This window comes from Nonomuraea sp. NPDC004186, from assembly GCF_053603495.1.
In genome coordinates, this window is sequence record NZ_JBSGFQ010000001.1 from 257,900 (window position 1) to 279,031 (window position 21,132).

Annotated in this window: 23 protein-coding genes; 11 read left to right on the top strand and 12 right to left on the bottom strand. The window is 71.6% G+C overall.

The genetic code is table 11. The features are described from left to right. Nucleotides 1-180: 180 nt before the first annotated feature. The gene (locus tag ACWEPL_RS01110; protein ID WP_363965617.1) at nt 181-2,181 is read left to right on the top strand and encodes an ATP-dependent DNA helicase; all 2,001 of its coding nucleotides are present in this window, start codon (nt 181-183) and stop codon (nt 2,179-2,181) included. Between the two features lie 226 nt (nt 2,182-2,407). On the opposite strand, the gene ACWEPL_RS01115 is transcribed toward ACWEPL_RS01110, so the two are convergent. The 9 genes from ACWEPL_RS01115 to ACWEPL_RS01155 all read right to left on the bottom strand — a co-directional run bounded on the left by ACWEPL_RS01115 (nt 2,408) and on the right by ACWEPL_RS01155 (nt 8,861). After that, on the bottom strand, nt 2,408-3,160 hold the full coding sequence (locus tag ACWEPL_RS01115) for an SGNH/GDSL hydrolase family protein (protein ID WP_363965619.1): 753 nt from the start codon (nt 3,158-3,160) through the stop codon (nt 2,408-2,410). Then, a complete protein-coding gene (gene aroQ, locus ACWEPL_RS01120; RefSeq protein WP_185077687.1) occupies nt 3,157-3,591 on the bottom strand; it encodes a type II 3-dehydroquinate dehydratase in 435 nt (144 codons plus the stop codon). The genes ACWEPL_RS01115 and aroQ overlap by 4 nt, the downstream gene beginning before the upstream one ends. Further along, nucleotides 3,588-4,658: a 3-dehydroquinate synthase gene (gene aroB, locus ACWEPL_RS01125; protein ID WP_452434579.1), complete on the bottom strand. Its 1,071-nt coding sequence runs from the start codon at nt 4,656-4,658 to the stop codon at nt 3,588-3,590. Before aroB ends, aroQ begins: the two co-directional genes overlap by 4 nt. Continuing rightward, a complete protein-coding gene (locus ACWEPL_RS01130; RefSeq protein ID WP_350722490.1) occupies nt 4,655-5,155 on the bottom strand; it encodes a shikimate kinase in 501 nt (166 codons plus the stop codon). The genes aroB and ACWEPL_RS01130 overlap by 4 nt, the downstream gene beginning before the upstream one ends. Continuing rightward, nucleotides 5,152-6,333 (bottom strand): chorismate synthase, encoded by a 1,182-nt coding sequence (gene aroC, locus ACWEPL_RS01135; protein ID WP_452434581.1) that lies wholly within the window; start codon nt 6,331-6,333, stop codon nt 5,152-5,154. The genes ACWEPL_RS01130 and aroC overlap by 4 nt, the downstream gene beginning before the upstream one ends. 43 nt (nt 6,334-6,376) lie before the next feature. Then, nucleotides 6,377-6,979: a prepilin peptidase gene (locus tag ACWEPL_RS01140; protein WP_452434583.1), complete on the bottom strand. Its 603-nt coding sequence runs from the start codon at nt 6,977-6,979 to the stop codon at nt 6,377-6,379. Nucleotides 6,980-7,129: 150 nt separating this feature from the next. Next, nucleotides 7,130-7,660: an SseB family protein gene (locus ACWEPL_RS01145; protein WP_363965626.1), complete on the bottom strand. Its 531-nt coding sequence runs from the start codon at nt 7,658-7,660 to the stop codon at nt 7,130-7,132. An 11-nt stretch (nt 7,661-7,671) separates the two neighbouring features. Next, complete coding sequence (locus ACWEPL_RS01150) at nt 7,672-8,517, bottom strand: HD domain-containing protein (protein WP_452434584.1); 846 nt, start codon at nt 8,515-8,517, stop codon at nt 7,672-7,674. Next, entirely contained in the window at nt 8,514-8,861 is a 348-nt protein-coding gene (locus ACWEPL_RS01155; protein WP_452434586.1) for a PadR family transcriptional regulator, read from the bottom strand. The genes ACWEPL_RS01150 and ACWEPL_RS01155 overlap by 4 nt, the downstream gene beginning before the upstream one ends. Before the next feature lie 99 nt (nt 8,862-8,960). Here ACWEPL_RS01155 and ACWEPL_RS01160 point away from each other — a divergent pair, with 99 nt between their 5' ends. Next, complete coding sequence (locus ACWEPL_RS01160) at nt 8,961-9,551, top strand: nucleotidyltransferase family protein (protein ID WP_452434587.1); 591 nt, start codon at nt 8,961-8,963, stop codon at nt 9,549-9,551. A 76-nt stretch (nt 9,552-9,627) separates the two neighbouring features. On the opposite strand, the gene ACWEPL_RS01165 is transcribed toward ACWEPL_RS01160, so the two are convergent. Beyond that, nucleotides 9,628-10,719: a barbiturase gene (locus tag ACWEPL_RS01165; protein ID WP_363965633.1), complete on the bottom strand. Its 1,092-nt coding sequence runs from the start codon at nt 10,717-10,719 to the stop codon at nt 9,628-9,630. A gap of 169 nt (nt 10,720-10,888) precedes the next feature. Between ACWEPL_RS01165 and ACWEPL_RS01170 the strand changes: the two genes are divergently transcribed. The 3 genes from ACWEPL_RS01170 to ACWEPL_RS01180 all read left to right on the top strand — a co-directional run bounded on the left by ACWEPL_RS01170 (nt 10,889) and on the right by ACWEPL_RS01180 (nt 13,926). Then, on the top strand, nt 10,889-11,557 hold the full coding sequence (locus tag ACWEPL_RS01170) for an alpha/beta fold hydrolase (protein ID WP_452434588.1): 669 nt from the start codon (nt 10,889-10,891) through the stop codon (nt 11,555-11,557). A gap of 104 nt (nt 11,558-11,661) precedes the next feature. After that, nucleotides 11,662-12,777: an FUSC family protein gene (locus ACWEPL_RS01175; protein ID WP_452434589.1), complete on the top strand. Its 1,116-nt coding sequence runs from the start codon at nt 11,662-11,664 to the stop codon at nt 12,775-12,777. Nucleotides 12,778-12,828: 51 nt separating this feature from the next. Beyond that, nucleotides 12,829-13,926, top strand: a complete 1,098-nt coding sequence (locus ACWEPL_RS01180) for an FUSC family protein (RefSeq protein WP_350722511.1) — start codon at nt 12,829-12,831, stop codon at nt 13,924-13,926. A gap of 28 nt (nt 13,927-13,954) precedes the next feature. Here ACWEPL_RS01180 and ACWEPL_RS01185 read toward each other — a convergent pair whose 3' ends face one another. After that, nucleotides 13,955-14,971 carry an aldo/keto reductase gene (locus ACWEPL_RS01185; protein WP_452434590.1) on the bottom strand — a complete coding sequence of 339 codons (1,017 nt, stop codon included), beginning with the start codon at nt 14,969-14,971 and terminating at the stop codon, nt 13,955-13,957. Nucleotides 14,972-15,061: 90 nt separating this feature from the next. Here ACWEPL_RS01185 and ACWEPL_RS01190 point away from each other — a divergent pair, with 90 nt between their 5' ends. Beyond that, nucleotides 15,062-15,610, top strand: coding sequence for a TetR/AcrR family transcriptional regulator (locus tag ACWEPL_RS01190; RefSeq protein ID WP_355195186.1), 549 nt, complete (start codon nt 15,062-15,064; stop codon nt 15,608-15,610). A gap of 6 nt (nt 15,611-15,616) precedes the next feature. On the opposite strand, the gene ACWEPL_RS01195 is transcribed toward ACWEPL_RS01190, so the two are convergent. Beyond that, entirely contained in the window at nt 15,617-16,783 is a 1,167-nt protein-coding gene (locus tag ACWEPL_RS01195) for a pyridoxal phosphate-dependent aminotransferase (RefSeq protein ID WP_350722521.1), read from the bottom strand. A 150-nt stretch (nt 16,784-16,933) separates the two neighbouring features. On the opposite strand from ACWEPL_RS01195, the gene ACWEPL_RS01200 reads away from it, so the two are divergent. Genes ACWEPL_RS01200 through ACWEPL_RS01220 form a run of 5 tightly spaced genes read left to right on the top strand, consistent with a single transcriptional unit; the run spans nt 16,934 to nt 21,110 of the window. Beyond that, the gene (locus ACWEPL_RS01200) at nt 16,934-18,589 is read left to right on the top strand and encodes an alpha/beta fold hydrolase (RefSeq protein WP_452434592.1); all 1,656 of its coding nucleotides are present in this window, start codon (nt 16,934-16,936) and stop codon (nt 18,587-18,589) included. Beyond that, complete coding sequence (locus tag ACWEPL_RS01205) at nt 18,586-19,506, top strand: DUF418 domain-containing protein (protein ID WP_452434593.1); 921 nt, start codon at nt 18,586-18,588, stop codon at nt 19,504-19,506. Before ACWEPL_RS01200 ends, ACWEPL_RS01205 begins: the two co-directional genes overlap by 4 nt. Next, complete coding sequence (locus ACWEPL_RS01210; RefSeq protein ID WP_452434595.1) at nt 19,466-20,242, top strand: carbon-nitrogen hydrolase family protein; 777 nt, start codon at nt 19,466-19,468, stop codon at nt 20,240-20,242. The genes ACWEPL_RS01205 and ACWEPL_RS01210 overlap by 41 nt, the downstream gene beginning before the upstream one ends. 26 nt (nt 20,243-20,268) lie before the next feature. Next, the gene (locus ACWEPL_RS01215; protein WP_355194675.1) at nt 20,269-20,715 is read left to right on the top strand and encodes a hypothetical protein; all 447 of its coding nucleotides are present in this window, start codon (nt 20,269-20,271) and stop codon (nt 20,713-20,715) included. Next, nucleotides 20,712-21,110, top strand: coding sequence for a hypothetical protein (locus ACWEPL_RS01220; RefSeq protein WP_350722531.1), 399 nt, complete (start codon nt 20,712-20,714; stop codon nt 21,108-21,110). The genes ACWEPL_RS01215 and ACWEPL_RS01220 overlap by 4 nt, the downstream gene beginning before the upstream one ends. Nucleotides 21,111-21,132: the final 22 nt, after the last annotated feature.

Here is a 21,132-nt window from a genome sequence, read left to right on the forward strand (position 1 = left end):
AACCCTCTTGAACCGGCCTTCCCATCTACACCGGGAACCCCTTTGATCACTCTGTGTGAAGGCCTTCTCTGACCCGCCGGAGTCCCGACCGCCCAGTGTGCCACGGGCGTCGCCGCGAGGGTCCGGGAACGCCGGGATGCATCTGGCCGATCACACCGCGTTCGGCACGGCGACCCTGGAATGCGGGTAGCGTTTACTGCCGTGCCGGACTCCCATCTCCCGTCTGCGGACGAACTTCTCATGGTCGCGGTAAACGCTCTCGGAGGGAGCGAACGGCAGGGCCAGTTGACCATGGTCCAGGCCGTGCAACAGGCCATCGACGGTGAGGAACACCTGGCGGTCCAGGCCGGCACGGGCACCGGGAAGTCGCTGGCCTACCTGGTGCCGTCGATCCGCCACGCGATGGACAGCGACTCGCCCGTCGTGGTCTCCACGGCCACGATCGCGCTACAGCGCCAGCTCGTCGACCGCGACCTGCCCCGGCTGGCCGAGACGCTGGGCAAGGAGCTGCCGCACGAGCCGACGTTCGCGATCCTGAAGGGCCGCCGCAACTACCTGTGCCGCTACAAGGCGACGGCGGGCTGGCCCGAGGAGGACGAGCAGGACCAGCTCTTCGACCCTCGCGAGGTGAGCGCGACCGGCCGCATGGTGCAGCGCATCCAGGAGTGGGCCGACGAGACCGAGACCGGCGACCGCGACGAGCTCGTGCCCGGGGTGAGCGAGCAGGCGTGGCGGCAGTTCTCCGTGAGCGCGCAGGAGTGCCTCGGTGCCAGCCGTTGCCCGAGCGGGGCCGAGTGCTTCGCCGAGATGGCCAGGGCGCGGGCGGGCGAGGTGGACGTCGTGGTGACCAACCACGCGCTGCTGGCCATCGACGCCATGGGCGACCTGCCGGTGCTGCCCGAGCACGAGGTCGTGGTCGTGGACGAGGCCCACGAGCTGGTCGACCGGGTGACCTCGGTGGTGACCGGCGAGCTGTCGGAGCTGACCGTGGCGCTGGCGGTGCGCCGGGTGGGCAGGCTGATCGAGCAGGCGATCGCCGACCAGCTCATGGAGGCGGGCGAGGACCTCAAGGCGCTGCTGGCCGCCGCGCCGCCCGGGCGCATCGACGAACTGCCGCAGGTGCTCGGCCTGACGCTGGCGCTGGTGCGCGACTCGGCCGCGCGATGCGTCACGGCCATGGGGCCGCGCGGCGCCGACAAGGACGACCCCGACAAGGCGGGGCAGCGCAAGGCCGCGTTCTCGGTGCTGGACGAGGTGCACGACACGGCGGTGCGCATGCTGGAGGCGTACGGTCACGCCTCGGAGTCCGACCGCGCCGAGGTGGTCTGGCTCGACGGGGGCACCGACCGGCGCCCGCCCACGCTGCGGGTCGCGCCGCTGACGGTGAGCGGCATGCTGCGCGACAAGCTGTTCGGCGAGCGCACGGTGATCCTCACCTCCGCCACCCTGGCCCTGGGCGGCACGTTCGACGCGCTGGCCGCGCAGTGGGGGCTCGGCGACGGCAAGGGCTGGCAGGGCATCGACGTCGGCTCGCCGTTCGACCACCCCCGCGCGGGCATCCTGTACGTCGCCAAACACCTCCCCCAGCCCGGCCGCGACGGGCTGCCGCAGCAGTACCTGGACGAGATCGTCGAGCTGATCGAGGCGGCCGGGGGGCGCACGCTGGGCCTGTTCTCCTCGATGCGCGCCGCCAAGGCCGCCACGGAGGCGCTGCGCGAGCGGCTGGACGTGCCGCTGCTGTGCCAGGGGGACGACTCGACGATGCTGCTGGTCAAGCAGTTCGCCGAGGACGAGCCCACCTGCCTGTTCGGCACGCTGTCGCTGTGGCAGGGCGTGGACGTGCCGGGGCCCTCGCTGCGGCTGGTCATCATCGACCGGGTGCCGTTCCCGCGCCCGGACGACCCGCTGACGTCGGCCCGGCAGCGCCACGTGGCGGCCAGGGGCGGCAACGGCTTCATGGCGGTCGCGGCCAACCACGCCGCCCTCCTCCTCGCCCAGGGCGCCGGCCGCCTCCTGCGCGCCCAGGACGACAAGGGCGTCATCGCCGTCCTGGACCCCCGGCTCGCCACGGCCCGCTACAGCGGCTTCCTCCTGGGCTCCCTCCCCCCGTTCTGGCGCACCACCGACCCGGCCATCCCCCGCGCGGCCCTCAAGCGCCTCGCGTCCGAATCCCCCACCTGAACGCGGGCGCCGGCGCCGGCGCGGCGAGCAGCCGTGCGGTGGGGATCGGCGCAACGTGGGCGACGGGAAAGGGGGAAGCACGGAGCCGGTCCGGCTTTTCACCACCCAGCCGGTCAAGCGTGCGCACCGTAACGGCGCTCAGCCGGTGAAGGGTCAGCGGCCGTTCCCTGGAAGGCCACCAGCCGAAGTACGGCGGGTGGCCTGGCCGTGCGCAGCCGTAAAAGAACTAAAAAGCAGTAAGGTCAGGACGCTTGGGAGAAACCCCGTCGCCGGAGGAGACGCCGCGGAGGCGGCGGGACATCCAGGGGACGAGGTGCTCGCGGATCCATTGGGCGTCCTCGCGCCGCCGCGCCCGGGGATCGACCGTGCGGGACGGCCAGTCCTTGCGCCAGTCCTCGAACGGCACCCCCAGCACGTCCAGCACCCGCGCCGCCACCAGCCGGTGACCGTCCTCGTTCATGTGCAGCCGGTCCGCGCTCCACGCCCGCCAGTCGCGCAGCCCCTGCATCGACCACTGGTCCACCAGCCGGCACCCGTAGAGGTCGGCGATGGAGCGCACGTGCAGGTAGAAGACCGCGAAGCGGCCGCGCAGCCGCCGCATCAGCGGCGTGTCGCGCGGGTCCACCCCCGTGAACAGCAGCACGTCCGAGCCCCCGGCCCGCAGGTCGCGCACGGCGCGGGCGAGCTTCTTGGCCATCACGTCGGGGTCGCTGCCCGGCCTGAGCAGGTCGTTGCCCCCGGCGCAGAGGCTGACCAGGTCGGGGGCCATCTCGACGGCCACCGGCACCTGCTCGGCGACGATCTGGTCGAGCAGCTTCCCGCGCACGGCCAGGTTGGCGTAGCGGAAGCCGGGTTCGTCGGCGGCGAGCCGTTCGGCCACCCGGTCGGCCCAGCCACGGTAGTGACCGTTATGACCGGGGTCGTTCAGTCCTTCCGTGAAGCTGTCGCCGAGGGCGACGAAGGACTTGTAGTGCCTCATGAGGTGGTGTTCATCTCCGCGATAGCGTGCAGCGCAAGGACGTATGACTGTAGTCCGAAGCCCGCGATGGTGCCCGTCGCCACCCCGGCCACGACGGAGTTGTGGCGAAACTCTTCCCTGGCGGCCGGGTTGGAGATGTGAACCTCGACAAGCGGTGCCGTACGCATGGCGATCGCGTCGCGCAGGGCGTAGGAGTAGTGGGTGAAGGCGGCCGGGTTGAGCACGACCGGGATGCGGCCGTCGGCGGCCTCGTGGATCCAGCCGATCAGCTCGGCCTCGTCGTTGGTCTGGCGCACCTCGACGTGCTCGCCGAGCTTCCTGCCGGTGTCGCGGCAGAGCGTGGCGAGGTCCTCGAACGTCTCGGCGCCGTAGATGTCGGGCTCGCGGGTGCCGAGCCTGCCCAGGTTGGGCCCGTTGAGCACGAGGATCATGCGGAGATCTCCTTGTAGGCGGCTTCGAGCAGCTCTTCCGAGGGGCCTTCGAGCCGGCCCGGCTCGGCCAGGCCGTCGAGCACGACGAACCGCTGCTTGGCGCCGCGGTTCTTCTTGTCCAGCCGCATGTGGTCGCGCAGGGACTTCCAGGCGTCGGCGCGGTAGGCGGTGGGCAGGCCGACGCTCGTGAGGATGGATCTGGTGCGTTCGACCAGGTCGGCGCGGCCGGCGAGCTTCGACAGCTCGGCGGCGTAGACCATGCCGATGGCGACGGCCTCGCCGTGGCGGATGGCGTAGTGCTCCTCGCGTTCGATGGCGTGGGCGAGGGTGTGGCCGTAGTTGAGGATTTCGCGCAGGCCCGCCTCGCGCAGGTCGGCCCCCACGACGTGGGCCTTGACCTGGATCTTGCGCTCGATCAGCTCGCGGGTGTGGGGGCCGTCGGGTCGCGTGGCGGCCTCCGGGTCGGCCTCGACGAGCCTGAGGATCTCCGGGTCGGCGATGAACCCGCCCTTGATGATCTCGGCCAGGCCGGCCACGTAGTCGCGCCTCGGCATGCTCGCCAGCGTGGACAGCTCGCACAGCACCCCGGCGGGCGGCAGGAACGTGCCCACGAGGTTCTTGCCCTCGGGCGTGTCGATGCCGTTCTTGCCGCCGACGGCCGCGTCGACCATGGCGAGCAGCGTCGTGGGCACGAGCACGACCTGTACGCCGCGCAGCCACGTGCCCGCCACGAACCCCGCCAGGTCGGTCGTGGCGCCCCCGCCCACGCCCACCACGGCGTCGGAGCGGGTCACGCCGCTGCGGCCGAGCGCCGACCAGAGCCCGGCGGCCACCTCGACGGTCTTGGCCGCCTCGCCGTCGGGCACGGGCAGCTCGACGACCTCGTAGCCGGCCTCGCGCAGCACCTCGCCGACCGGGCCGGAGATCTCCGGCAGGGTCTCCGGGTGGATGACGGCGACCGTGCGCACGCCGGGCTTGAGCAGCGTGGTCAGCTCGGCCAGCACCCCGGTGCCGACCACCACGTCGTACGGGCTGTCACCGCGTACGTGGATCCTCGTGGCACTCATGCGGGCAGCCCCTTGATGATCTCGTCGGCGAGCTCCTCCGGCTCCCGCTTGTCCGTGACCACGGTCGCCACCGCCAGGCGCTCGTAGACCGGCCGCCGCTCCTCCATCAGCTTCTTCAGCTGGCTGCGCGGGTTGAGCACGAGCAGCGGCCGGGCCGAGGCGAGCCCCACCCGCTGGACCGCGTCCGCCAGCCCCACCTGCAGGTAGACGACGTGGTGGCCCGCGAGCAGCGCCTGCGTCTCCTCGTTGAGCACGGCGCCGCCGCCGAGCGACAGGATCCCGTCGTGCTCGGCCAGAGCGCGGCGCACGGCCTCGTGCTCCAGCTCGCGGAAGCGGGCCTCGCCGTCCTCGACGAAGATGTCGGAGACGGGCTTGCCGGCGACGGCCTCCACGTCGGCGTCGGTGTCGCGGAACCCGACGCCGAGCCGCTCGGCGAGCAACTGCCCGAGCGTCGTCTTACCGGACCCGGGGGGACCGATCAATACAACCCTGCTCATTTGATCACCATCGAAGACAGGTAGCCGGACAGGTTGCGGGCGACCTCCTCGACGGAGTCGCCACCGAACTTCTCGAGGGCCGCGTCGGCCAGCACCAGCGCGACCATGGCCTCGGCCACGATGCCGGCGGCCGGCACGGCGCACACGTCGGAGCGCTCGTGGTGGGCCTTGGCCGCCTCGCCGGTCTTGACGTCGATCGTGGCCAGCGCCCTGGGGACAGTGGAGATCGGCTTCATGGCGGCGCTGACGCGCAGGATCTCGCCGTTCGTCATGCCGCCCTCGACGCCGCCCGCGCGGTTGGTGATGCGGCGCACGCCGTCTTCCGCGGTGTATTCGATCTCGTCGTGGGCCTGGGAGCCGGGCCTGCGCGCGGTCTCGAAGCCGTCGCCGACCGCCACACCCTTGATCGCCTGGATGCCCATGAGCGCGCCGGCGAGCCTGGAGTCGAGCCTGCGGTCCCAGTGGGTGTAGCTGCCCAGGCCGGGCGGCAGGCCGTACGCGAGGACCTCGACGACGCCGCCGAGCGTGTCGCCGTCCTTGTGGGCCTTGTCGATCACGGCGATCATGGCCGCGCTGCCCTCGGCGTCGGAGCAGCGCACCGGGTCCTCGTCGATCCTGGCCAGCTCGCCGGGGCCGGGCAGCGTTTCCGCCGGGCTCTTCGCGCCGCCGATCTCGGTGACGTGGCTGACGATGTCGACGCCCAGCGCCTGCTTGAGGAAGCGCCTGGCGACCTCGCCGAGCGCGACGCGGGCGGCCGTCTCGCGGGCGCTGGCCCGGTCGAGCACCTGCCTGGCGTCGTCGAACCCGTACTTCTGCATGCCCGCCAGGTCGGCGTGGCCGGGGCGCGGCCGGGACCGGGGCGCGTTGCGCGCGAGGCCCGCCAGCTCGGCCGGGTCGACCGGGTCGGCCGCCATGACCTTTTCCCACTTGGGCCACTCGGTGTTTCCGATCCGGATCGCGACCGGGCTGCCCATCGTGCGGCCGTGGCGGACGCCGCCCACGATCGTCACCTGGTCCTGCTCGAACTTCATCCGGGCACCCCGGCCATAACCGAGCCTGCGGCGGCGCAGGGCCTCGTCGATGGCGGCCGTGGTCACCTCCACCCCGGCCGGCAGGCCTTCGAGGATGGCGACGAGTTCGGGGCCGTGGGACTCTCCGGCGGTCAACCAGCGCAACATGCGTACAAGTCTTCCATGTGCTGCCTAGTGAGATGTCCCGCGTTCACCAGCCGAGACAGAGTGTCGTGAACGCGCCCAGCAGCATGAACGGCCCGAACGGGAACTGGGTGTGCCTCGTCCCGCGCCTGGACAGCAGGAGCGCCAGGCCGTAGAGGGCGCCGAGGAGCTGGCCGCCGAAGGCCGCGACGATCCATGCCTGCCAGCTCAGCGCCGCGGCGGCCATCCCGATGAGCCCGGCCAGCTTGACGTCCCCCAGGCCCATCGCCTCCGGCCTGATGAACCAGAGCAGCCCGTAGACGACCGTCAGCGCCACCCCGCCGGCCAGCGCCCTGGGCAGCTCTCCCGTCGGCGCCAGGGCCAGGGCCATGATCGGGTACGCCGGGAGCGTGATCGCGTCGGGCAGCAGGCTGGTACGCCAGTCGACGACCGCCAGCGCGGTGCCGATGAGGGCGAAAGGTACGTACGGCAGCCCGAACCGCCAGGCGACCAGCGCGGCCACGGCGGCGGTCACCAGCTCGATCCCCAGGCCGGGTCGCTGGATCACCGCGCCCAGGTCGTAGTGGACCGGGCCCTCGTCGTAGGAGTCGGCCAGCCCGCGGATGTGGCGTCCGCAGATCAGCCCGGCGAGCGCCATGAGTGCGACCACGAGCCGACCCTAATGCGCCACCCCGTCCACGCGGGGCCGTATCAATCCACCTGCCGGCTTTGCCGCGCGCCCATCAACCCTCCCCGGGCGGGCGGCACGCGCCCGGCACAGCTCCGCCGATCGGCACCCGGCCCCGCGGGGCGTACGTCATCAGCCCTTTCTGGAGAACCACCGGCGGCGCCGGACAGGCTCCACCTTGGCGACGGTCACACCGTCGAGCCGATCGACGGTCCCCGACTCGACAGCCGCCAGCGCCTCCAGCACCGCTCCCTCGATCACGAACTGCACCGGCCCCGCCACATCCACCACGACCGCCGCCGCCTTCTCCTGCACCGCCGCCCGGCACACCTGCAAGGCCGTGGCCTGGATCGGCCGGGCGTCGGGCCGCCACCGGGCCAGCGCCTGGCTGCCGGTGAACGCGAGCACCGCCTCCCTGCCGTCCGCCCCGACGAGCTTGGGCAGCGCCATCTCGCTCTCCTTCTCCTGCCGCAGCCCGTGCGCGCCGACCTCGCTCTCGGTCAGCAACGCCACGACGGGCACCAGCAGCCTGGCCCCGCTGAGGGCGTTCAGCACGTCGGCGGCGTCGGCGGTGCCGGCCTGAAAGGAGGCAAGGGCGGCGGCCACGGCGGGCGCGGCGCCACCGTCGTCGTCGGGATCGAGAGGTCGCGGGATGCTCGGCACAGCCCCCGAGACTACCCGCGCCCGCCCCTGCCCCTGCCCCCGAGCCTGGCCCGCAGCGCCCGTACTCCGGTCCCCCGCACGGCGCCCACGCCCGGCCGCCGGCGGCCGCCCCGGCTGTCCCACCGCCGCAGGGTCATCGCCAGCCACGGCATCCCGCTGAGCACCTGTACGGCGAACCGTATCCTCGGCCACCTGCCCGGGAGTGCCTGCAGTTCACCCAGCCACTCCTCCAACCAGCGGGCCCGCCGTTCGCGTGGAAGCAGGATCGCGCCCGCGGCGATGACGGCGAAGGATGCCCGGATGCCTTCCCGGCCGGGGAGGTTGGCGATGGCGAGCCGTTCGAGCTCTTGTTCGAGGCGGCCCAGACCGAGCCGACCGGCGACCGGCGCGAAAATGTCCAGCGTCTGCTGTGCTGTCCGCCGGCGCCTCGCCTCGGGCAGCCGGCGCAGCGTCCGCAGGTTGTGCAGCCGATCTGCCAGCTTGAGCATCAGCACGCGCTCGCCCGTCTCACTCGCCCAGATCACGGGCACTTGCCGGGGATCCCGCAACGCGGCCATGTCGCGTACCAGGCGCACGATCGGCTCGCCGAATTCGCGCACCAGCTCCTGCTCTGGGCAGTCGGTGTCCTCCAGCACGTCGTGCAGGAGGGCCGCGCACAGCACCTCGTGGTCCATGCCCAGCTCGGCCAGTATCGTGGCGACGGCGACCGGGTGGCTGATGTAGGGCTCGCCACTGCGCCGGCGCTGACCGCGATGCCATTGGGCGGCCGTCAGGTGGGCCTGTTCGACCATCCGCAGCCGCTCGCCGTTCAGCGTGTCACCGACGGCCTCCAGCAGTGGCCGAAGCGAGCCGTTCATAGCCCGCCCCCGGCCGGGCCCGGGCGGTTCAGCCAGCCGGGCGCCTGCTGCCTTCGCGACCGGTACGCCCGCGCGACGGCGTCACGCGCCTGTTCCGCGCCGTCCGCGGTGATCCGGTAGTAGCGGCGGCGCGGACGTCCCTCCGCGACGTGCGTCTCCGGGTCCTCCCACCGGCTCTCCACCCAGCCGATCTGCTCCAGTCTGGCCAGGATCGGGTAGACCGTGCCGCTCGGCAGCTCCGCCAGCTCGCACACCTCGAGCCCGTAGCGATCGTGCGCGGGATCACCTAGCAGGGCTCGGAGGACAGCCTGGGTCGGCATGGTCATCCGCAGGCTTCTCTTCATATCTCGTACTCTACATAGCTAGAACAAGGCCCACCCTCCCCCACCGGCGACATGCTCGTACCCACCGACGATGTCGGTTCCGGCTGGTAGACAGGTGCGATGCGGATCGGACGCCTTCCCCTGGACGAGCAGCTCGCCGCCCTACGGAGGGTGCTCGGCGCCAACCCCACCCTGACCACCGTGCTCGACGGCGCTCGCGCGCTCGACCTGCCCGGATGGTGGGTCGCGGCGGGCGCGGTCGTCCAGACGATCTGGAACCACGTCACCGGCCGTGACCCCGAGCACGGGATCAAGGACTACGACCTGGTCTACTACGATCCGTCCGACCTGTCCTGGGAAGCCGAGGACAGGGCGATCAGGGCGGGGGCCGAGCTGTTCGGGGACGTGCCGGTGGAGATCCGCAACGAGGCCCGGGTGCATCTGTGGTACGAGGAGCGGTTCGGCGTGCCGTGCCCGCCCTATGAGAGCGCCGAGGACGCGATCGACTCCTTTCCCTCCACCACCAGCTCCCTCGGCGTGCGGCTCACGCCGTCGGGCCGGTGGCAGGTCTACGCGCCCTATGGCGTGGCCGACGCGTTCGGCCTGGTGCTGCGGCCCAATCCCAGGCAGGCGCCCAGGCACGTGTACGAGGCCAAGGTGGCCCGGTGGACCGAGGAATGGCCCGAGCTCACCGCCCTCCCCTGGCCCTGAGCCCGGGCTCCCCGGCCCTGCCCTGATCCCCAGGGCCCTGATCCCCAGGGCCCCGATCCCCAGGCCCTATGGCCGCCTATCCCAGGTCGGAGATGGCCGCGACCGGGCCGCCGCCCGAGGGACCCTGGTGGACGGCCGCCACCGAGACGAACACCGCCGGGTCGCCCGTGACCGAGGCCGCCACCCCGCCCACCGTCGCCTTGATCTGCCGGTGCCAGTGCACGTCCGAGTCGTCCAGCATGATGTTGCGCCGTCCGCGAACCCGTCCCGACGGGTCGGCCTCGCACTTCATGAACACGTTCACCAGCCGCCCCCCGAGGTCCGACGGGTGGGGGCGCTCCGGCAGCGGCAGCCCCGAGTCCCTGATGGCCTCCCAGATGCCGTCGGCGTCCAGGGCGTCCTTCATGACGCTGTGGCCGACGCGGTAGCGGCCGCCGATCCCGCGTACGTTCCCCACCAGCACGATCTGCGCCCGGTCCAGCTCCACCCCGGACGAGCACGAGGCCACGGACGAGTACAGCGACAGGTCCTTGTGGATCTGGTCGGCGCTCGGCATGTCGATCTCGCCGAGGGCGACGGCGATGCCGAGGGCGGTGGTCGAGTTGGACAGGTCCATGGAGGGGCCGGTCTCCTCGATCGCGGTGTCCTGGCCGCGGCTCTTGGCGTCGGTGATGGTGGCCAGGGTGAGCAGCGGCGTCTTGGTCTGTACGTAGTGGACGTCGCGCGGGTCGTCGATCCCGGCGATCTTCATGGCCTCGCGTACGCCCGCCGCGACCTTCTCCACCATGGCGGGCCTGCCGATGTCCTCGGGCAGGATCACCTCGCTCAGCGCCACGCCCACCGACAGCCGCGGCTCGTCGGACGGGAGCGCGTCGGCCGTGGTGGCGAAGATGGTGGCGTGCGGGCTGAGCACGCCGTCCGTGCCGCCCGACCACACCAGCGGCACTCTCTCCGGTGCCGGATGCCCGTGCTCCGCCAGCACCTCGCGGAAGGCCCGGTCGGCGAGGATGCGCGTGTAGTCGTTCACGCCGCCGTTGCCCTCGGTCTTGCCGACGACGGCGAGCACCCGGCGCGCCTCGATCACCCCGTCGGCGATGAGCCGGGCGAGACCGGAGGCGTCGGTGACGCTCTCGATCGGCACCTTGCGTACTTCAATCGGGTCCGGCATATGACGCCCCTTCTCCGTTACCGGTCCTCCCCGCCCTCGCGACGCTATCCGAGCCGGTCAGCGGGGTTCATGGTCAATGTCTGCCCATGAAGCCCGCCGACGATGTCAAGGTGCGCTCAGCGCCACGGGCCGGGGAGCACGCCGGACGCCGGGCGATATGGTCGCCGGTGTGATTCGCGAAGCACACGTCAACGGGATCAAGCTCGTGTACCGGGAGGAAGGCGACCCCACCGCTCCCCCGCTCCTGCTCATCCACGGCCGGACCGCCAACCACAACGACTGGAACGGCATCACCCAGCATTTCGCGGCGCGCTACCACGTCATCGCCCCCGACCTGCGCGGGCACGGGGTCAGCGGCTACCAGGGCCCGTACGAGGTGCCGGAGATGGCAGAGGACGTCGTCGCGCTGCTCGACCACCTGGGCATCGGGCGCGCCACGCTGGTCGGGCACTCGCTCGGAGGCGTGGTGGCGTACCACGCGGCCATGAACCACCCGGACCGGGTCGAGCGGCTCGTGCTCGAGGACGCGCCGCCGCCGCTCCCCTTCAAGAACCGCCCGCCGATCGTCGAGGACGATTCGACCGGGTTCGACTGGCGCATGATGCACGACACGGAACGGCAGCTGGCCGGCCCCGATCCCGCCTGGCTGGAAGGGCTCGGCAAGATCACGGCGCCGACGCTGGTGTTGAGCGGCGGGGAGCAGAGCCCCGCCAACACCGGGGAGGTGGCGGCGCGGATCCCGGGGGCGCGGCTGGTCACGATCGACGTCGGGCATCTGATCCACACCACGGCCCGCAGCCGGTTCCTGCAGGCGGTGGACACCTTTCTGGACGGCTGACGGGCCGCATCTCATCACGCCGTAACCCTGGTGTCACGTATGCACGGCAGGGTAGGGGCGTGGTTGACATGCACGTACATCAGCGTCTGGGCAGACTGAGGCTGATGGCCCCCACGATCGGCCAGTGCGCGATCGGAGCCGCGATCGCCTGGCTCGTGGCCAAGAACCTGCTGGGCCACAGCCGCCCGTTCTTCGCGCCCATCGCCGTCGTGGTCTGCATCGGCGTGGCACTGGGCCAGCGGCTGCGGCGGGTGGTGGAGCTGGTCGTCGGGGTCACCCTCGGCGTCGGCGTCGGCGACCTGCTGGTGTCGCGGATCGGTTCGGGCGCCTGGCAGATCGCGCTGGTGGTCGCGCTGGCCATGGCCGTGGCGGTGCTGCTCGACAGCGGTTCGCTGATCGTCCTCCAGGCGGGCTCGTCGGCCGTGCTCGTCGCCACGCTCCTGCCGCCGAGCGGCAGCGGCGGGTTCGACAGGATGGTCGACGCCCTGGCCGGCGGGCTCATGGGGCTCGCGGCCGTCGCCCTGCTGCCCACCAGCCCGGCGGCGCTGGCGAGAAGGCACGCGAAGGGGACGTTCGGCGCGCTGGCCGACGCGTTGCGGCAGATCGCCGAGGCCATCGAGAACCGCGACGCGCGCGTGGCCTCCGACGCGCTGGAGGAGGCGCGCGGCAGCCACAAGAACGTGGAGGAGTTCAGGCAGGCGCTGGAGACGAGCAAGGAGATCGCCACCATCTCGCCGCTCCACCGCCACCGCCGCCCCTTCCTGGACGGGTACGAGCAGGCGGCCGTGCCACTCGATCACGCGCTCAGAAACGCCAGAGTGCTGGCCAGGCGGGCCATCGTGGCACTCGACGGCCCCGGCGCCCTCCCGCCCCGGCTGCCGGACGAGCTGCGCGAACTGGCCGACGCCACGCTCATGCTGCGGGACGACCTCGCCGCCGGACGCTCGCCGGAAAGAGCGCGCCGGGCGATCCTGTCGGTGGCCTCGCGGCAGGGCGCGGAGCGGTGGGGCTTCTCGGCGGACGTGATGACCGCCCAGCTCAGGTCCATCATCGTGGACCTCCTCCAGGCGACCGGCATCGATCGGGACGAGGCGGTCGCGACCCTGCCACCGCTGGACGTCCACCCCGACGAGCCATCAACCGACTCGCCCGACCCCGGCGCGGAGAGCGATCCCCCAAGCTCCGAAAAATCCACACAACGCCCGACGAAAAGGACGTAGCTGGGGCAAACGTGACCTCAATGTCATATAGATCCGCCTTAAGGTAGAGGGGTGCGAACCAGGCTCAGCGATCATGTGAAGGAACGGCTGGGCACGTTCGGCCTCATGGCCCCCTCCATCGCGCAGTGCGCGGTGGGCGCCGCACTGGCCTGGATCATCGCCATGGAGCTGCTCGGCCACCCCCGCCCGTTCTTCGCGCCGATCTCGGTGCTGATCTGCGTGGGCGTCGGGCTGGGGCAGCGGCTGCGCAGGGTGGCCGAGCTGGTGATCGGCGTCAGCCTCGGGGTGGGCATCGGCGACCTGCTGGTGTCCTGGATCGGCTCGGGCGCCTGGCAGCTCGCGCTCGTGGTGGCGCTGGCGATGGCCGTCGCGGTGCTGCTGAACAGCGGGGCGCTGTTCGTCGCGCAGGCCGGGTCGTCGGCCGTGCTGGTGGCCACCCTGGTGCCCGGCGACGGTGCCGGCGGGCTGGACCGGATGGCCGACGCGCTCACCGGGGGCATCGTCGGGGTCATGGCGGTCGCGCTGCTGCCCGCCAGCCCGTTCACGATCGCGGCCAAGCACCTGTCCGGGGTGCTCGACGCGCTGTCCACGGTGCTGGAACGAGCGGCGGAGGCGATCGAGAAGCGGGACGTGGAGCTGGCGGCGGAGGCGCTGGAGGAGGCGCGGAACACGCAGGAGGCGGTGGAGGAGTTCGAGCACGCGCTGGAGACCGCCAAGGAGATCACGATGCTCTCGCCGCTGCACTGGCACCGGAAGGCCAGGCTGGCGCGCTACGAGACCGCCGCCGTGCCGGTGGATCTGGCGCTGCGGAACGCCCGGGTGCTGAGCAGGCGTACCCTCGCCTCGCTCGGGGAGGCCAGCCCGCCGCCCACCGCCCTGGCGGAGGCCCTGCGCGAGGTCTCGGAGGCGGCGCTGCTGCTGCAGCTGGAGCTCGGCGCCGGCCGGGAGCCAACGCTGGCGCGCCAGGCGCTGCTGGCGGTGGCGGCGCGGGAGCGGCCCGACGGGCTCGGCTTCTCGGCGCACGTGATCATCGCGCAGCTGCGTTCGGTGGTCGTGGACCTGCTGCAGGCGACCGGGATGGAGCACGAGGCGGCCACGGACACGCTCACCCCGCTGGACGAGCCCCGCGACGAGACCAGCCGCCGCTGACCGTCGTACCCGAGCAGGAACGGCTCGATCAGCGGGGGACGAGGTGGAAGAACGAGCCGTCCATGGGGCCGAGGTCGTGGTGGGAGATCTCGTCCAGCCGGGCCGCCGCCTCGTCCGGGAGGTCGAGGTCGAAGGCCGCCAGGTTCTCCCGCAGCTGCTCCACCGATCGCGGGCCGATCAGCACCGAGGTCACCCCGGGCCGCCGCGCCACCCAGGCCAGGGCCACCGCTGCCGGTGCGGCGCCGAGTTCGGCCGCGACCTTGACGAGTTCGTCGGCGATGTCCAGATTGCGGTCGTTGAGCAGCGATCGGGCCCAACGGTTCGCGCCGGGGAGGGAGTGGCCGAGCAGCCTGCCCATGCGGCTGTCGGGGTCGGGGACCTCGCCGTGCCGGTAGCGGCCGGTCAGCACGCCGCCGCCGAGAGTCCCGTACACGACGGCGCCGATCCCGTGCCGCTCGCACGCCGGCAGGATCTCCGCCTCGATCACCCGCTGGATGAGCGAGTACTGCGGCTGCAGGCTCACGAACGGCGTGCCGCCCACGCGGGCGGCGGCCCACTGCGACTCGACGAGCTGGGTCGCGGTGAAGTTGGAGCAGCCGAGGTAGCGGACCTTGCCCGCCCTGACGAACCCGTCCAGCGTGGCCATCGTCTCCTCGATCGGCGTCGCCGGGTCCCACTGGTGGCACTGGTAGAGGTCCACATAGTCGGTGCCGAGCCGGCGCAGGCTGGCGTCGAGGGCTCTGGTGAGGTGGCGGCGCGACAGGCCGCGCCCCTCCGTACCCACCGGCATGGCGCCCTTGGTGGCCAGCACGACCCACTCGCGCCTGCCCTTCAGCGCACGGCCGACGATCTCCTCGGTCTCGCCCCGGTGGTACAGGTCGGCGGTGTCGATGAAGTTGCCGCCCGCGTCGAGGAACGCGTCGATGATCCGGCCCGCCTCGGCCTCGTCACTGGCGGCCAGGCCGTACTCGGTGCCGAAGTTCATGGTGCCCAGGCAGGCCCTGGAGACGCGCAGGCCGGAACGGCCGAGATTCAGGTAGTCCAAGGGATTCCCCCTAGAATCGGAATGGTTGTTCCGGATGTTGACCATACGGAACAACGGTTCCGGTTGTCAACGAGGAAGGGGCTCTCTGTGATGCGTGCGGACGCGCGACGCAACCGCGCCCGGGTACTGGAGGCCGCCGAAGTGGTGCTGGCCAGGGACGGGCTGTCCGCGTCGATGCGCGAGATCGCCTCGCTGGCCGGGGTGGGGGTGGGGACGATCTACCGCCAGTTCCCCACCAAGGAGGACCTCTACCAGGCGATCGTCGTCGACCGGATGGCGCGGCTGGCCGCGCTGGCCGACGAGCTGGCCACGGCCCCGGACGCCGGGGAGGCGTTCTTCGAGTACTTCACGATGATCGTGGAGGATTCGACCGTCAAGAAGGTGCTCGTGGACGCCCTGGCGGCGGCGGGGATCGACGCCAAGGCCGGGATGCCGGACATCCGGGGGGCCATCGAGACGCTGCTGGTGCGGGCGCAGGGCGCCGGGGCGGTTCGGGGGGATGTGGGGATGGCGGAGTTGCTGGCGCTGTTGAGCGCCACGTGTCTGGCGGCGCAGCACAACGGGTGGGACGAGGGCCTGCGGACGAGGACCCTCGCCATCGTCTTCGACGGCCTCCGCCCCTCGCCACCGACCCGATGACTCCCTTTAGGTGGAGAGCCGTTTGAGGCGGGTCACGGCCTCGTCGATGACCTCGTCCTTCTTGCAGAACGCGAACCGGACGAAGTGCCGCCCCCGGTCGGCGTGGTCGTAGAAGACCTGGGTCGGGATGGCCACCACGCCGGCCAGGTCCGGGAGGCGGCGGGTGAGTTCGAGGCCGTCGGTGAAGCCCAGGGGGCGGATGTCGGTCTGGACGAAGTACGTGCCGGAGGGCCGCAGGACGGAGAACCCGGCGGCCGCGAGGCCCTCCATGAGGCGGTCGCGCTTGTCCTGGAGGCCGGCGCGCAGCGCGGACACCCACTCGAGCTCGTGCCGCAGCCCGTACGCCACCGCCATCTGCCACGGCGCGCTCGACGTGAACGTGAGGAACTGCTTGACCGTCTGCACCGCCGTGACCAGGGCGGGAGGGGCGCAGATCCAGCCGGTCTTCCAGCCGGTGACCGAGAACGTCTTGCCCGCGGACGAGATCATCACCGTGCGCTCGCGCATGCCGGGCAGCGTGGCCAGCGGGATGTGCTCGACCCCGTCGAACGTCAGGTGCTCGTACACCTCGTCGGTCACCGCGATCAGCCCGCGCTCCTGGCAGAGCTCGGCGATGACCTCGAGCTCGGCGCGGGTGAAGACGGTGCCGGTGGGGTTGTGCGGGGAGTTGACGAGGATGACGCGGGTGCGCGGGGTGACGGCGGCGCGCAGCTCGTCGGGGTCGAACGTGAAGCGCCCGTCCACCGGGCGCATCGTGACGGCGACCAGGCGGGCCTGGGCGAGCGCGATCGAGGCCGCGTACGAGTCGTAGTACGGCTCGAAGGCGATCACCTCGTCCCCCGGCTCGCAGAGGGCGAGCACGGCCGACGCGATGGCCTCGGTGGCCCCCACCGTGACCAGGATCTCGCCCGCCGGATCGTAGGAGAGGTCGTAGTGGGCGGAGCGGTGTTCCGAGATCGCCCGGCGCAGCTCCAGGACCCCCGGACCCGGCGGGTACTGGTTGGCGCCCGAGGTGATCGCCTGGACCGCGCGGTCGAGCATGGCCGCGGGCCCGTCGGTGTCGGGGAAGCCCTGGCCGAGGTTGATGGATCCGGTCTCTGCGGCGAGCGCGCTCATCTCCGCGAAAATCGTCGTGCCGAAGGCGCGCATCCTGGCAACAAGTGGTTCGGTCACGGCACTTAGGCTATGCCCGGCGGGAAAGCCGCCCATCATTCCGCCCCCTGATGTCGCGAAGGGCATGGGCGGTTCGCCGCGCCTTGTCGGTAGTCTCGTCCCGTGATCATTCGGGTCGTGCTAGCCCTCGCTTTAATGACGCCCCCTGTCATGACCCCGTCGGACACCGGCCCGAGCGCCTGCCCGGTCGCCATGCCACCCCGTACGACGTGCGGTTTTCTCGAGGTCCCCGAGCGCAGGGACGCGCCGGAGCGGAAGATCAAGGTGGGGTACGCGGTCCACGCCTCCACCGCCAAGGACCGCAGGCCCGACCCCGTGGTGTACATGAGCGGGGGCCCGGGGTCGGCGTCCATGCAGCTGACGGGGTTCCTGAGCCAGATGTTCCCCGATCGCGACGTGGTGACGATCGAGCAGCGCGGCAGCAAGTACTCCGAGCCGGTCCTGGGGTGCCCCGAGACGGCCGAGGCGTTGCTCGGGCAGCTCAGGCGGCCCCCCGCCGACGTCGGCGCGGCGGCCGTCCGCTGCCGCAAGAGGCTCCAGGAGCAGGGCGTCGACCTGCGTGGATACAACACGAAGGAGATCGCGGCCGACGTGGTCGCGTTACGGGAGAAGCTCGGGTACGACTCCTGGAACCTGTTCGGCGTCAGCTACTCCACCAGGGTCATGATGGACGTGGCCGCCGCGGACCCGAAGGGCGTGCGGTCGGTGGTGCTGGACTCGTACCTGCCGGAGAGCGTCAACTGGTACGACGACGCCGACCGCAACCTGGCCGACACGGCGGCGCGGCTGAACATGAAGGACGCGTTCGAGGCCATGACGGCCCGGCTGAACGCCACGCCCGCGCAGGTGACGACGACCGACCCGCTGCTCGGCAAGGCTTTCGAGGCGCGGATCAGCGGTGACGACGTGGCCACGATCATGGCGGAGGCGCTGCACGAGGCGGACTTCGCGGCGGTCGCGCCCGCCATGGTCGGCGCGCTCGCGAAGGGCCACGACGAGCTGCTGCGGGCGCTGGCCGACGCGGTGGGCGAGGGGCTGGTGTCGCACGAGTTCGGGCTGTATCACGCGGTGCAGTGCCAGGACGAGGTCCCGTTCAACACATACACCACCAAATCCCGACTTTTCACCGTAAATGGGGACAAGACGGTGTGTGATGCGTGGCAGCTCCCCAAGTCCAAGGCCGTCAACGCCACCACCAAGGCCCCCGTGTACGTGGTGGGCGGCCAGTACGACCCCACCACCCCCACCAGGACAACCAAGCCCGCGGCCGAGGCCCTCCCCGGCGCCCGCTTCGAGGAGTTCCCCCGCGCCTCCCACGCCGTCTTCCTGACCAGCCCCTGCGCCCGCCGCAAGATCGTGGAATTCCTCGACGCACCGGCCGGCGGCGCGGCCTCGCCGTGCGTCGACGACGCCGCCGGGCAGCCCGGCGACCTGCACGTGACCGCCGCCCCGTACCAGATCTCGAAGTCGCCCTGGCTGGCCGCGCCCTTCGCGCTGTTCGCCCTCGTCTGCCTGATCCAGCTGGTCGCGGGCGCGCTGAGGGGCCGGGCGCTGGCGGCGTTCGGCGGGCTGGCCGGCGTGGCCTTCGCCGGGCTGGTCGGCCAGTCCGTGTACGCCCTGGTCACCCGGAACGAGACCGCGCTCGCCGTCGGCGTGCCCGGCACGGCCGTCGCCTACACCTGGATCGCCGCCGCCTCGGCCGCGCTGACCGCCGCCGCGCTGCTGCGCGACCGGCGCTGGCCGCAGATCGCGGCGACCGCCGTCGGCGCCGGATTCCTCGTATGGTGGTTGGCCTGGTTCCTGTGACGCGCATCCGTGAGCTCGACGCCCTCCGCGGTTTCGCGGTGGGCGGCATCATGCTGGTCAACACCTGGCAGCACACCGCCAAGGACCCGCGCAACGGCGTCGACTGGGCCATCGAGGCGCTGTTCCAGAGCCGGTTCTACCCGATCTTCTCGCTGCTGTTCGGCATCAGCTTCATGCTGTTCCTGCGCGGCAACAGCCGCTGGGCGCTGCTGAGCCGGCTGTTCTGGCTGTTCTGCCTCGGGCTGGTCCAGCACACGTTCTACGACGGCGAGGTGCTGACCTACTACGCCGTCTACGGCGCGGCGGTGCTGCTGCCGGCCTCGTTCCTGGCCGGCGGCCTGCCGGTGCTGCTGCTCGGGGTGGGGGTGCTGGCGTGGGGGCTCCAGGTGGACGGCGGGGTGTTGCTGATCCCCGGCCTGTTCCTGATCGGCATGGGGCTGTGGCGGCTGAGCCCGTCCAGGTCGCTGCTGCTGCCGTCGTTCGCGGTCACCGCGCTGGCCGGCGCGCTGCTGACGGCCGCCTGGGCGAGCCAGGGCGGGTGGATCCTCTACAGCACGGCCGCGCTGGCGGGCGCGGCGGCGTACTCGCTGGGGCTGCTGCTGGCGCTGCGGCCGTGGTTGTCGGCGGTGCTGGAGCCGCTGGGCAGGATGGCACTGACGAACTACGTCACGGGCACCGTCGTGATCGTCCTGGCCACCCCGCTGCTGAACACCGACCCGACGCGCTGGTCGGTGGTGGCGCTGGCGGCGGTGACCGTGGCGGCGCAGATGCTGTTCAGCAGGTGGTGGCAGGCCAGGTTCAGGTACGGGCCCCTTGAGTGGATCTGGCGGTGCCTGACCTGGTTTCGAGTGGTGCCCAACCGGTTAGAGTCGGGCCGTGACCGAAATCGCCCTCTGCCAGATCCCGGTGTCTCCTGACCCGGCCACGAACCTGAAACGTGCCCAGGAGGCGCTCGCCAGGGCCGAGGGGGCCGACTTGGCGATCTTCCCCGAGGCCACGCTCACCCGCTACGGGCGGCGCATCACGGACCTGGCCGAGCCGCTGGACGGGCCGTTCGTGTCGGGCCTGGCGGAGGCGGCCAGGGAGCACGGGCTGGCGGTGATCGCCGGGGTCTTCGAGCCGGGCGACGACCGCGTGCACAACACGGCCGTGGCCATCGACGCGCAGGGCGCGGTGCGGGCGGCGTACCGGAAGATCCACCTGTTCGACTCGTTCGGCGCGAAGGAGTCCGACCTGGTCGCGCCCGGCGCGGAGCCGACCGTGGTGGAGCTCGCGGGGCTCAAGGTCGGCCTCGTCACCTGCTACGACGTGCGTTTCCCCGAGCTGGCCAGGGCGCTCGTGGACAAGGGCGCCGAGCTGTTCGCGGTGATCGCCGCGTGGGGCTCCGGGCCGCTCAAGGAGGACCACTGGGTCACCCTGGTCAGGGCCCGTGCGCTGGAGAACACGATGTGGACGGCCGCCGTCGGCCAGGCGCCCAACCCGGCCGAGTCGTCCGACGGCTACGGGGTGGGCCGCAGCATGTTGGTCGATCCCCTGGGCGTGATCCGCGCCGATCTGGGCACGGCGCCCGGCGTGCAGACCGTGCGGGTGGATCACGAATGGACAACAGCCGCCAGGGCGACCCTGCCGTGCCTCCAACACCGGGTTCTCTGAGGTTCAACCGATCGTAAAGTAGTACCGTGAGCGGAACGCAGATGCAGAAGGTTGTCCCGCCGCGTCTGCTCGTGCCATACCTGTCGGGCAAACGCACGGTGATCTCGGGTTACGTCTACCGCGTGCAGGACTGCGTCAGGCTGACCACGCCTGAGTCGCTCTACCACGGGCTCGACCTGTCCTTCGACGGGTCGGAGCTGTTCGGCGAGGTGCCCGAGCTCTACGTGATGCGCTGGTACGCGCGCGACGTCGACACGTACGCGGTGCCGTACGGGCCCCACATGGGTGGCGACTGGAGCGACGCGCCGCCGTTCGCCGGCAACGGTTTCACAACATCGTCGGATCACGTGGTGCCGCAGTTCCACACCGTTCCGATGCCGATCCCGGCCGGGACGGAGATCGTCCACGTCACCGCCGACGGCGAGCGGCCCTTCGCCGAGTACGACGGCCTGACTTGGCGGCCCGCCGCATGAGTGACGACGAGATCATGCCGGTCGCGTCCGGCTTCGTGGCGCGCTTCGACGGCCGCACGCTGCCCGCCGCTCTGGGCCCCGACAACGACCAGGTGGTGCTGTTCAGCGAGGTCGAGCTGGACGGGTTCGATCCCGCGTCGGGCTACTGGCGCAGGGTGGTGGCCAGGTCGCAGGTGGAGTGGCTCGTGCTGATCCGCACGGTGGGGGCGTTCGGCGGCGAGCCGTGCATCGTGATCGACGAGGACGACGACGGGCTGCACATCGCCTACACGGGGCACAGCGGGATGAAGGCGGAGGCGCTGGGCTACTGGCTGGTCGACCACGGCGCCTACGAGGTCGTGGTGCCCCGCGAGGAGGTCTTCTCGATCCGCGTCGAACGGATTCCGGTCCCCTAGTCAACCTGCCGCCGTTCCGGGT